Genomic DNA, 11759 nt, shown 5'->3' with positions numbered 1-11759 from the left:
GCAGGAGCAGCAACATGACCGTAATCAACACCGCGCCAACGCTTATCACCGAACGCCTGCGGCTGGACGCGCACACGCTGGACGACTTCGACTCGCTGGCCGCGCTGTGGGCCGATCCGCTGGTGGTGCGCTATATCGGCGGCACGCCGCGCGACCGGGAAGACTCCTGGGGGCGCCTGATGCGCTACGTCGGCCACTGGGCGCTGCTGGGATACGGGTATTGGGCGGTGCGTGACAAACAAAGCGGCGAGTATCTCGGCAGCATCGGCTTCTCCAACTTCCTGCGCGACATCACCCCGGCGCTCGACGCGCCGGAAATGGGCTGGACGCTGGTGAGCTCGGCGCACGGCAAAGGCTACGCCACCGAGGCGCTGCGGGCGGCGCTGGCCTGGGGTAAGACGCATCTGCCGGGCGCGCAAACCGTCTGCATCATCTCGCCGGAAAACCAGGCCTCGCTGGCGCTGGCGAAAAAAGTCGGCTTTAGCGAAAGCCACCGCAGCGAGTATCACCAGAGCCCGATTGTCGTGATGCATTGCCCGCTTTGAATGCCTAAGCTCGTTGCACCGTCAACGCCGTCTGAATGAAGTTGTCCCGCAGCGCGTCAGTGCGCTGCGGATCCCAGGCGATACCGACCTGCCACTCCGTCTCCTCGCCGCTCAGCGGTAAAATGTCGATGCCGGCCGGCGCGATATGCGTGATGCTGTGCGGCAGCAGCGCGACACCGACGCCGGCGGCAACCAACGCCAACAACGTTTGGATATCACCGGCCTGCTGCACCACATTCGGCGTCAACCGGTGAGCGGCGATAAACCGCAGCGACTGATCGCTCAGCCCGCGCCCGCGTTTGGGCGTCAGCTGCAACAGCGGCAACTGATTGAAACGCGCCATCAGATCGTCGGCGCGCAGCGCCAGCGCGCCCGGCGCGGCCAGCACCAACCGATCGCTCAGCAATGCCACGCCGCACAGAGGCGTATTGACCGGCAAGCGCACGAACCCCGCCTGCAACTCTCCCTGCAGCAACAGCTGATACTGGCGTTCCGACGGCAAGTCCTCCAGGCCGATCGCCACCTCGGGGAACCGTTGGCGAAAGGCCGCCACCAGCTGCGGCGCCAGATGAAAGCTGGAAAGGCCAAATCCCAGCGACAGCCGCCCCGCTTCCCCGAGGGCCACCCGCCGCGCGCGCCGCTGAAACTGCTGGTACTGCGCCACCAGAACCTGCGCCTCCGGGTAGAGCCGCTGCCCGCCGGCGGTGAGCACCGCCCCCTGTCGGCCACGCTCGAACAATCGAACGCCGAGCTGGGTTTCCAGCGCCTGAATTTGCTTGCTCAGCGCCGGTTGGCTGATGCATAGCCGGCTCGCCGCCTGACGATAGTTGCCCTGTTCGGCCAGCGCCACCAAGGCGCGCAGTTGTTTTATATCCATTCCATTAAGTTATCGAATAAGGAATTTAATTGATTATACAGTAATCAATCCACCTGCTGTAATCAACGCAGACCCTAACCGGAGAGACCCCATGACCATCTCATTGCGCGCCGCCACGGTGCAATTCCAGCATCGCGCCAACGATAAAAATTACAACCTGTCGACCATCGAGCGCTTTATCGCTCAGGCGGCCGAGCAGCAGGTACAGCTGCTGGCCTTCCCGGAAATGTGCATCACCGGCTATTGGCACGTACGCCATCTGTCCGACGCCGAAGTGCGGGCGCTGGCGGAACCGATCGCGGCCAGCCCTTCGCTGGCGCGCATTCGCCCGCTGGCGGAGCGTTACAACATGGCGATCGGCGTCGGGCTGATCGAGCTGGGCGATGACGGCCGTTGCTACAACGCCTACGCCGTATGCCTGCCGGACGGCGCGCTGCATGTGCACCGTAAACTGCACGCCTTCGAACATCCGGCTCTCGCCAGCGGCGATCGCTATACGGTGTTCGACACCCCCTGGGGCGTGCGCGTGGGCGTATTGATCTGTTGGGACAACAATCTGGTGGAGAATGCGCGCGCGACGGCGCTGCTGGGCGCGGAGGTGTTGATGGCCCCGCACCAGACCGGCGGCACCCATTCGCGCAGCCCGCACGGTATGAAGCCGATCCCACAGGCGCTGTGGCAGCGGCGAGCGGAAGATCCGCAGGCGATAGAAGCCGCCTTTCGCGGCGAACACGGCCGCGGCTGGCTGATGCGCTGGCTGCCCTCGCGCGCTCATGACAACGGACTGTTTTTGCTGTTCAGCAACGGCGTGGGCCGCGATGACGATGAGGTACGCACCGGCAATGCGATGATCCTCGATCCCTACGGCCGCATCGTGGCGGAGACCTGGGCGGCGGAGGACCGGCTGGTCAGCGCCGATCTCGATCTGACGCTGATCCCGCTCAGCACCGGCCGCCGCTGGATTTACGGACGCCGCCCCGAGCTGTACGGTTTACTGACCGAACCGCAAGGCTATGAGCGCGATGCCCGCAGCGCGCGCTTTTCGACGCAGCCGACGGGGCGCGGCGGCTAATGACAGATAAAAAAAATCCGCCCGAAGGCGGATTTTTTATCCGCGCGGCAACCTGTGCCGCGCATTCACGCCCGCAGGCATGAAGAAATCTTAGAAGCGGTAGCCTACGCCAACGTTCCAGCTGCCAACGTCCACGCTGCGGATGCGGCTCTGCTCGTAGCCAACGTCCAGGGCAACGTTTTCGATTGGGTTGAACTGCAGACCGGCACCGTAGGTGAAGCCGTAGTCGCTGTTGCCACCTTTGTTACCGCCAGCCTGGGCGTTGTCGATGTTTTTGCCGTAGCCAACACCGATCACACCGTAGATGCTCGCCCAGTCGTTGAAGCGGTAAGCTGGACCTGCGGTGATGGAATCGTACTGAGATTTCTTGTAGAAACCGCTTTCAGAACGATTTTTTTCCAGGTGGGTGAAGGAGCCGATCACACCCAGTGGGTTGTTGTCGAACTCGTAACGGTATTTCAGGTTGAAACCGTTGGCCTTGTTAGCAACGCCTTGGAGATCACCCTGCGCATAGCCAGCGGATACGGTGCTCTGACCAGCGAATGCGGTACCTGCGCTAACTGCTAATACGCAAGCTGCTACTGCGGAAAGACATGCAATTTTTTTCATAACCACCTCAAACGCGTTTTATTATTAAGTACATCCATTTGTTCATGCTTTGAAAATATAACAAAAATTAGCGTGAAACTCTGCCTTGAAATGAGTGTCTAATGCTTTATATCGTGTAACAGAAGATTTCAAGAACAGTGTATCTGCTTCTTTTCGCTCTATTTTCGGCCGTATTCTACGGCGTTCTGTGACAAAAATCACCAATTTAATATCCAGATAATTCTCAAGAAAAAGCGCACTTTTTGACCAAATTCGCCACATCTCATCCGAGGATCGGCGGATTTCACCGCGATGCGCGCTTTTCTCAGACAGATTTTCGCCATTTCATTTACACTGCTCGCATCCCCGTTTCGACCGTTTTCTCAAGGCTGAGGAACGGCGCAAAAAAGGCTCGTTAAGGATGTCGTTATCTACTTCCGGCAGAGCGCCCTCCGCGCTGCTGCCCATCTGTCTGTTAATCATCGCCATGGTGTCTATCCAAAGCGGTGCCTCGTTGGCCAAAAGCCTGTTCCCGATCGTGGGCGCGGAAGGCATTACGACGCTGCGTCTTTTCATCGGCACCCTGATTCTGTTCATTATCTTCCGCCCGTGGCGTATGCGCATCGCCGCCGGCAGCCGCTTGCCGCTGCTGATTTACGGCCTGTCGCTCGGCGCGATGAACTACCTGTTCTACCTGTCGCTGCGCACCGTGCCGCTCGGCATCGCCGTGGCGTTGGAGTTTACCGGCCCGTTGGCGGTGGCCATGTTCTCGTCACGGCGGCCGATCGACTTTCTCTGGGTGGTACTGGCGATCGCCGGGTTGTGGTTCCTGTTGCCGCTCGGCCACGGCGTAGGCGGGATCGATCCGTTCGGCGCCGCCTGTGCGCTCGGCGCCGGCGCCTGCTGGGCAGTCTATATCATTTTCGGCCAAAAGGCCGGCGGCGATCACGGCCCCGGCACGGTGGCGCTCGGTTCGTTGATCGCCGCGTTGGTGTTCTGCCCGATCGGCGCCTGGCAAACCGGCAGCGTGCTGTTCAACCTCGATATTCTGCCGGTCGCGCTGGCGGTGGCGATCCTCTCCACCGCGCTGCCTTATTCGCTGGAGATCATCGCGCTGCCCAAAATTCCGGCGCGCACTTTCGGCACCTTAATGAGCCTGGAGCCGGCGATGGCGGCGCTGTCCGGCATGCTGTTCCTCGGCGAACACCTGAGCGGCGTACAATGGTTGGCGCTGGCGGCGATCATCGCCGCCTCCATGGGTTCCGCCCTGACCATTCGCCCCAAACCGCGCCTCGAAAGCCTTTCCTGATCGCCTGACTCGCCTGCCGACCGCAACGCCGGAATGCAGGCGGGTTAACTGTTTTCCTCGTGACAAATCGGCATACTTCCCCTTAGCCTGTATCGCAGGCTCTTTGGACTTTCGCTCACATGGAGAATAACAGTGATTCACAACAGCCTGTTCAACCCACGCTTCGGCCGCGGACTCGCGCCAGCGCTGGTTTCAACCCTGACCGAGTTGCGCCGATGCGACCTGCCCGAACTGGCGCTGGGCCATCACCCGATCGACGGCGATAACATCTTTATGGACGTGATGACGCTGACCACCGTGCCGGCGGCGGAAAAGCGTGCCGAAATGCATCAGGAGTACATCGCGCTGCATCTGCTGATCAGCGGCGAAGAACGCATCGAATACGGCCTGGCGGGCGACTGGCATCGCGAACATCCGCATGCAGAAAATAGCGACCTGCTGCTGCTGGACATCAAACGCCACCCGCAAACGCTGCACATGACGCACGGTATGTTCGCGATCTTTTTCCAGATGGAACCGCATAAGACCGGCTGCCTGTGGCAGCAGCCGCAGCACGTCAAGAAAGCGGTGGTGAGGATCCATCACCGCCTGCTGCTGTGAGCCTGCGGCAGCGTCCGTAGAAAATCGGCGGCCTGGCGGGGAGAGCGCAAGCGCACGAAACGGCGCCCTGCATCGGGACGGGCCATCTCCGCCAGGTATTTTCGCCGGTTCTTAGAGTAAGTGCGGATCGTCCACAGCACGATCGACTCGCGGCTAAAGAAAGAACGGCGGAAGCTTTCCCGATTGCCGGTGCCCGGCCACAGCTCGCTTTTGCTGGCCGCGCGTCGGCACGCGCGCCGCACGGCTTGCCACAACGTGCGGCAGAAACCGTAGTCCAGCCACAGGATATAATCGACCTCGCGCCACTTGATCGGTTGCGTGCGGCTGTAATTGCCGTCCAGCACCCAGCCATCCCCCGCTTCGGCCAGCGTCTGTTCAAGCCGCGCCAGGAACGCGTCATCGGGCGTTCCCTGCCATTCGGGCCGCCAATACAGCCTGTCCATCTCGATATAGGGCACGCCAAGCCGTTCCGCCAGTTGACGCGCCAGGGTGCTTTTACCGCTGCCGCTGGTGCCGACGACGTTAATTTTCATTATTCGCCTATAAAGAGAGAGGATAATTGCCCTACTGTAGCGGCATCAATTACCGCTATCAATATGAATGGATGAGAAATTAACACCACGATAACAAAGCGGATATTTAGCCGAAACCCGCAGGCGAAAAAATAAAATAACCAAGGTAAATTTTCACAGCCATAAATAATAAATCAGTGAATGATAAATAATTATATTTTTCATGCTGTTGCATTAAATAAAAATTCAACCAGACCAATTATTCGTAGGCTAACCCTATTTGTGCAATAGCCATTTTCGTCCGGCAAAAATAAACAGCCCTGCTATAATTGATCCCGTAACGAAATAGGACAACGACTAATCAAGAGGATATCTGATATGAGTACCGCTAAACTGGTGAAAACGAAATCTTCTGATCTGCTGTATACCCGTAACGATCTGGACGAAAAAGTTAAACTGGCCGCCATCAAGGCGCTGAACCATCAGGTCGTGCAATTTATCGATCTTTCGTTGATCACCAAACAGGCGCACTGGAACATGCGCGGCGCGAACTTCATTGCGGTCCATGAAATGCTGGACGGCTTCCGCACCGCCATCATCGAGCATCAGGACACCTTCGCCGAACGCGTGGTGCAACTGGGCGGCGTGGCGCTGGGCACCGTACAGGTGGTGAACGATCGGACGCCGCTGAAAAGCTACCCGACCAATATCCACAGCGTGCAAGAGCACCTGAAAGCGCTGGCCGATCGCTACGGCGCGGTCGCGAATGACATCCGCAAAGCCATTACCGAAGTGGAAGACGAAGACACCGCCGATATGTTCACCGCCGCCTCGCGCGATCTGGACAAATTCCTGTGGTTCATCGAATCCAATATCGAATAACGCGAAAGCGTTGCAGATCGCCCGTTGTTCCGGGCAGCGCAGGCTGGGCTTCGCCCGGCCTGTTTTCTTTTGCACGACCGTTGCATTGTACAAAAAACGGCCCATATTAAACGGTAGGGTTTCCTTGTCAGGAGGTGATGATGGCCAGCGGCTGGGCGGCGGACGGCGCCGTACAAGATCAGATTGATTCCACCGTCGACGATGCGGTGCAGCGCGCGCGTGAAGCGCTCGGGCACGGCGAGAGCGAACGCTATTGCCAGGAATGCGGAGAACCGATCCCCGAGGCGCGCCGCAAGGCGTTAAAAGGCGTGCGTTATTGCCTCGCCTGCCAGACCGAACAAGACAAAAAACACGCGGCCACCAGCCTGTACAACCGGCGCGGCAGCAAAGACAGCCAGTTGCGTTAGCATTATCTGCTCCCCTTTTTCTCCTCTCGCGGCCCCCGCTTGCACCGTCGGTGCATCATGAAAGTTAGAGTTAGTTATCAATATTGAAGCAAAAACGTTAAAGAACGGTTGTTTCACAGCCAAAATTTGGTTAATGATAGCCCCGTGCACCAAGATAATTCTTACGCACCATTTTAGTGCCTCATTGTGGTGCACAACCATAACAATTCGCCTTTCCGGCACAACATCACGAAGTAACTCTTTGTTTTTATAGTAGTTGAAAACATGGCACGATTTTTTCATGGCACCAACTGCAATATAAAAAATGGGTAATCCGCAACCTGTACAGGAATTCCTCTCATGAAGTCGATTTTTAAAGTCTCCCTGGCCGCACTCTCCCTGGCCTTTGCCGTAAGTTCTCACGCAGCAGACAAACTGGTGGTCGCCACCGACACCGCTTTCGTTCCTTTTGAGTTCAAGCAAGGCGACAAATACGTCGGCTTCGACATCGACCTGTGGGCCGCCGTCGCCAAAGAGCTGAAGTTGGACTACACCCTGAAACCGATGGACTTCGGCGGCATCATTCCGGCGCTGCAGACCAAAAACGTCGATCTGGCGCTGGCCGGCATCACCATCACCGATGAGCGCAAGAAAGCCATCGACTTCTCCGACGGTTACTACAAGAGCGGCCTGCTGGTGATGGTCAACGCCGACAACAACAGCGTGAAAAGCATCGACGATCTGAACGGCAAAGTGGTGGCGGTGAAGAGCGGCACCGGCTCGGTGGATTACGCCAAGCAGCACATCAAAACCAAGGATCTGCGTCAGTTCCCTAACATCGACAACGCCTACATGGAACTGGGCACCAAGCGCGCCGATGCGGTGCTGCACGACACGCCAAACATCCTATACTTCATTAAGACGGCCGGCGCCGGCAAGTTCAAAACCGTCGGCGATTCGCTGGAAGCGCAGCAGTATGGCATCGCCTTCCCTAAAGGCAGCGACGCGCTGCGCGAGAAGGTGAACGGCGCGCTGAAAACCCTGCGCGAGAACGGCACCTATAACGAAATCTACAAGAAGTGGTTCGGCACCGAACCTAAGTAAGCTGTGAATTTGGCAAGCTATTAACTTAAGCACAGGGGGCGCTTAACCCCCTGCGCTTCGTTGTATCTGATACCCACGTTTGGGATCACCGGGAGAAATATCATGCAGTTCGACTGGAGCGCCATCTGGCCCGCCATTCCTATCTTGTTAGAGGGTGCCAAAATGACCCTGTGGATTTCGGTCCTCGGTCTGATTGGCGGCCTGATCATCGGCCTCGTCGCCGGCTTTGCCCGCACCTACGGCGGTTGGATCGCCAACCACATCGCGTTGGTGTTTATCGAAGTGATCCGCGGCACGCCGATCGTGGTGCAGGTGATGTTCATTTACTTCGCCCTGCCGATGGCGTTCACCGATTTGCGCATCGATCCGTTCACCGCGGCGGTGGTGACCATCATGATCAACTCCGGCGCCTACATCGCGGAAATCACCCGCGGCGCGGTGCTGTCTATCCATAACGGTTTCCGCGAGGCCGGCCTGGCGCTCGGCCTGTCGCGCCGCGAAACCATCCGCTACGTCATTATGCCGCTGGCGCTGCGCCGCATGCTGCCGCCGCTGGGCAACCAGTGGATCATCAGCATCAAAGACACCTCGCTGTTCATCGTGATCGGCGTGGCGGAGCTGACCCGTCAGGGTCAGGAAATTATTGCCGGTAACTTCCGCGCGCTGGAAATCTGGAGCGCCGTGGCGGTTATCTACCTGATTATTACCCTGGTGCTGAGCTTCGTGCTGCGTCGTCTGGAAAGAAGGATGAAAATCCTGTGATTGAATTTAAAAACGTCTCCAAGCATTTTGGCCAAACCCAGGTGCTGCACAACATCGATTTGAAGATCGACAAAGGCGAAGTGGTGGTGATCATCGGGCCGTCCGGCTCCGGCAAATCCACCCTGCTGCGCTGCATCAACAAGCTGGAAGAGGTGACCAGCGGCGATCTGATCGTCGACGGCCTGAAAGCCAACGATCCGAAAGTGGACGATCGGTTGATCCGCCAGGAAGCCGGCATGGTGTTCCAGCAGTTCTATCTGTTCCCGCACCTGACGGCGCTGGAAAATGTCGCCTTCGGCCCGATCCGCGTACGCGGCGCGAAGAAGTCCGATGCGGAAAAGCTGGCGCGCGAGCTGCTGGCCAAGGTCGGTCTGGCGGAGCGCGCCCACCACTACCCGTCCGAACTGTCGGGCGGCCAGCAGCAGCGCGTGGCGATCGCGCGCGCGCTGGCGGTGAAGCCGAAAATGATGCTGTTCGACGAGCCGACCTCCGCGCTCGATCCGGAACTGCGCCACGAAGTGCTGAAGGTCATGCAGGATCTGGCCGAAGAAGGGATGACGATGGTCATCGTCACTCATGAAGTCGGCTTTGCCGAAAAAGTGGCGTCGCGCCTGATCTTTATCGACAAGGGCCGGATTGCCGAAGACGGCAATCCGCACGATCTGATCAATCATCCGCCAAGCCCGCGTCTGCAGGAGTTCCTGCAGCACGTGTCCTGACCCAGGCGGTTTAACGGCGGGCGCGCCACGCGCCCGCCGCTTTCATTCCGCACGCTCTCCCACGCCCCGTCGCGCCACCTTTCCTACTATATTCATTGTTTTTCATCGTATTGCTTTTATATCCGCCGATCACAGAACGCCAAAGAGAGGAACCATGCCGCCAAACGCATACTCCCGACGAGGTTCTCATCTGCGAGAACACCTGCTTTTCCTGCTGCTGTTGCTGGCCCTGAACGTCTTCGCACCACCGGCCCTGGCGCAAAATGCGCCGTCCGCGCCCGCCGACAAGAGCGAGCAGCAGAAAGCCGCCTACGCCGCGCTGGCCGATCTGCTGCAAGACGACAAAGCGCGCGCGGAACTCATCAACCACCTGAAACAGACCGCCGGCGACGCCCCTGCCGCCGCGCCGGCAACGCCGGCAACGCCGGCAACGCCGGCAACGCCGGAAGAATCGACGCCCGCTACGCTGAGCGACAGCCTGAACTCGCTGGCGCAGGAAGGCATCGGCACCTTTAACCAAAAGCTTGGCGCGCTGCAAAAGCTGATCGACTCCGGCCCGAAGCGCGTTTTCAATCCCGCCGGCTTTTTCCGCGCGCTGGGCTACTTTCTGCTGACGGTGGCGGTCACCTTTGCGCTGTTCCACCTGATCCGGCGGCTGATCGCGCCGCTGTACAAACGCATGGGCAGTTGGGGACACAATGCGCGGCTACAGCGCGGCCCGTGGTATAAGCGCCCCGCCGCCATTCTCGGCGCTTTCGCCATCGATCTGCTGGTGCTGCTGCTGGCGCTGGCGGCGGGCAATCTGTTCGCCCGCCACGTCCACGCCGACAGCGCCACCATTCTGCGGCTGCAGACCCTGTTTCTCAGCGCCTTCGCGGTGATTGAATTTTTCAAGGCGGTGCTGCGGCTGATTTTCGCCCCCAACTTCGACTATCTGCGCCCCTTCCCCTTCAGCGACCGGAGCGCGCACTACTGGAACACGCGCCTCGCCTGGCTCAGCGGCCTGATCGGCTACGGCCTGATGGTGGTGGTGCCGGTGGTGGCGGTACAAATAAGCTACCCGGCCGCCGCCACCGTCAACCTGGTGGTGATGCTGGCGCTGACGCTGTACGCCCTTTGGCTGATCCTGCACAACCGCAAGCCGATACAGCAACAGATCAACCTGCTGGCCGAACGGTCGATGGCGTTTTTCAGCGTGATCCTGCGCGGCCTGGGGCATATCTGGCATCTGCTGGCGATCGCCTATTTTCTGGTGTTGTTCGTGCTGTCCCAGTTCGACATCGGCAACAGCCTGCGCTTTATGATGAGCGCCACGGTGAAAAGCCTGTTGGTGGTCGGCGTCGGCGCGCTGCTGTCCGGCATGCTGACCCGCTGGATTTTCCGCCGCATTTCACTGCCGACCGACGTCAATCTGCGCTACCCGATGCTCGAGCGGCGCATCAACTCCTACATCCCGAACGGGCTGAAGATACTGCGGGTGATGGTGGTGCTGGCGGTGACGCTGTTCCTGCTCGATGCCTGGCATCTGATTAATCTGTACCAGTGGGCGGGCAGCGAAAATGGCCAGCGGACGCTCGGCGGGCTGGTGCATATTCTGCTGATCCTGTTGATCGCCGTGTTCAGCTGGACGCTGATGGCCAGCATCATCGAGCACCGCCTGGCGCTGGAGCTGAGCAACGGCGTGCGGCCGAGCGCGCGCGAACGCACGCTGCTGACGCTGTTTCGCAACGTGTTGGCTATCGTGATCAGCACCATCACCGTGATGATCGTGCTGTCGCAGGTCGGACTGAACATCGCGCCGCTGCTGGCGGGCGCCGGCGCGCTGGGGCTGGCCATCAGCTTCGGTGCCCAGACGCTGGTGAAAGACGTGATCACCGGCGTGTTCATCCAGTTTGAAAACGGCATGAACACCGGCGAATACGTGACCGTCAGCGGCATCACCGGCACCGTGGAGCGCATGACCATCCGCTCGATCGGCCTGCGCGACGACTACGGCGTCTATCACATCGTGCCGTACTCTTCGATCACCACGCTGGCCAACTATGCGCGTGAGTTCGGGGTATACCGCGCCAATTACACCGTCAGCCGCGACGAGGACATCGATCGGGTCAATGCGGTGCTGCATCAGGCCATCGAGGCGCTGAAGCAGGATGAACAGGTGAAGCATTTCCTGATTGGCGAGCCGGTCTTCAACGGCGTGGTGGCGCTGGGCGATCGCTCGTTCACCACCCGCGTGACGGTGCGCACGCAGGCGCTGAAACAGTGGGTGGTGCAATACGCCCTCGACCGGCTGGTGAAAATCCATTTCGATCGGGCCGGCATCGGCATGCCGCAGCAGGCGATGCAGATTTCCCGCGCGCCGCAGCCGCATGACGAGCAGGCGCCGCCCGCGGCGATCTGAGG

13 protein-coding genes are annotated in these 11759 nt (G+C 59.4%); 10 read left to right on the top strand and 3 right to left on the bottom strand.

The window, feature by feature from the left end; translation table 11 throughout:
* Positions 1 to 14: 14 nt before the first annotated feature.
* A complete protein-coding gene (locus tag J0F90_RS07360; protein WP_016928508.1) occupies positions 15 to 545 on the top strand; it encodes a GNAT family N-acetyltransferase in 531 nt (176 codons plus the stop codon).
* Positions 546 to 549: 4 nt separating this feature from the next.
* Here J0F90_RS07360 and J0F90_RS07355 read toward each other — a convergent pair whose 3' ends face one another.
* Positions 550 to 1422: a LysR family transcriptional regulator gene (locus J0F90_RS07355; RefSeq protein ID WP_033640922.1), complete on the bottom strand. Its 873-nt coding sequence runs from the start codon at positions 1420 to 1422 to the stop codon at positions 550 to 552.
* Positions 1423 to 1513: 91 nt separating this feature from the next.
* Here J0F90_RS07355 and J0F90_RS07350 point away from each other — a divergent pair, with 91 nt between their 5' ends.
* Complete coding sequence (locus J0F90_RS07350; RefSeq protein WP_033640923.1) at positions 1514 to 2494, top strand: nitrilase family protein; 981 nt, start codon at positions 1514 to 1516, stop codon at positions 2492 to 2494.
* 90 nt (positions 2495 to 2584) lie between these two features.
* On the opposite strand, the gene ompX is transcribed toward J0F90_RS07350, so the two are convergent.
* Positions 2585 to 3103, bottom strand: a complete 519-nt coding sequence (gene ompX, locus J0F90_RS07345) for an outer membrane protein OmpX (protein ID WP_004939201.1) — start codon at positions 3101 to 3103, stop codon at positions 2585 to 2587.
* 400 nt (positions 3104 to 3503) lie between these two features.
* Here ompX and rhtA point away from each other — a divergent pair, with 400 nt between their 5' ends.
* Both rhtA and nanQ read left to right on the top strand, forming a co-directional pair.
* Positions 3504 to 4391 (top strand): threonine/homoserine exporter RhtA, encoded by an 888-nt coding sequence (gene rhtA, locus J0F90_RS07340; RefSeq protein WP_033640924.1) that lies wholly within the window; start codon positions 3504 to 3506, stop codon positions 4389 to 4391.
* Positions 4392 to 4523: 132 nt separating this feature from the next.
* Entirely contained in the window at positions 4524 to 4991 is a 468-nt protein-coding gene (nanQ, locus tag J0F90_RS07335) for an N-acetylneuraminate anomerase (protein WP_016928512.1), read from the top strand.
* Here the strand turns inward: nanQ and J0F90_RS07330 are convergent.
* Complete coding sequence (locus tag J0F90_RS07330; protein ID WP_033640925.1) at positions 4973 to 5524, bottom strand: shikimate kinase; 552 nt, start codon at positions 5522 to 5524, stop codon at positions 4973 to 4975. The two genes, nanQ and J0F90_RS07330, sit on opposite strands and share 19 nt — an antisense overlap.
* 357 nt (positions 5525 to 5881) lie before the next feature.
* On the opposite strand from J0F90_RS07330, the gene dps reads away from it, so the two are divergent.
* The 6 genes from dps to ybiO all read left to right on the top strand — a co-directional run bounded on the left by dps (position 5882) and on the right by ybiO (position 11757).
* Positions 5882 to 6385 (top strand): DNA starvation/stationary phase protection protein Dps, encoded by a 504-nt coding sequence (dps, locus tag J0F90_RS07325; protein WP_004939215.1) that lies wholly within the window; start codon positions 5882 to 5884, stop codon positions 6383 to 6385.
* A 140-nt stretch (positions 6386 to 6525) separates the two neighbouring features.
* Positions 6526 to 6792: a DksA/TraR family C4-type zinc finger protein gene (locus J0F90_RS07320; protein WP_033640926.1), complete on the top strand. Its 267-nt coding sequence runs from the start codon at positions 6526 to 6528 to the stop codon at positions 6790 to 6792.
* A gap of 339 nt (positions 6793 to 7131) precedes the next feature.
* The gene (gene glnH / locus J0F90_RS07315; RefSeq protein WP_019454486.1) at positions 7132 to 7875 is read left to right on the top strand and encodes a glutamine ABC transporter substrate-binding protein GlnH; all 744 of its coding nucleotides are present in this window, start codon (positions 7132 to 7134) and stop codon (positions 7873 to 7875) included.
* 102 nt (positions 7876 to 7977) lie between these two features.
* Complete coding sequence (glnP, locus tag J0F90_RS07310) at positions 7978 to 8637, top strand: glutamine ABC transporter permease GlnP (RefSeq protein ID WP_004939229.1); 660 nt, start codon at positions 7978 to 7980, stop codon at positions 8635 to 8637.
* Positions 8634 to 9356, top strand: coding sequence for a glutamine ABC transporter ATP-binding protein GlnQ (gene glnQ / locus J0F90_RS07305; RefSeq protein ID WP_004939230.1), 723 nt, complete (start codon positions 8634 to 8636; stop codon positions 9354 to 9356). Before glnP ends, glnQ begins: the two co-directional genes overlap by 4 nt.
* Positions 9357 to 9510: 154 nt before the next feature.
* A complete protein-coding gene (ybiO, locus tag J0F90_RS07300) occupies positions 9511 to 11757 on the top strand; it encodes a mechanosensitive channel protein (RefSeq protein ID WP_033640927.1) in 2247 nt (748 codons plus the stop codon).
* Positions 11758 to 11759 lie beyond the last annotated feature (2 nt).

Source organism: Serratia marcescens subsp. marcescens ATCC 13880, from assembly GCF_017299535.1.
Taxonomy (GTDB): domain Bacteria; phylum Pseudomonadota; class Gammaproteobacteria; order Enterobacterales; family Enterobacteriaceae; genus Serratia; species Serratia marcescens.
Note: the sequence above shows the minus strand (reverse complement) of the source record. Positions and strands in the feature narration are given on the sequence as shown.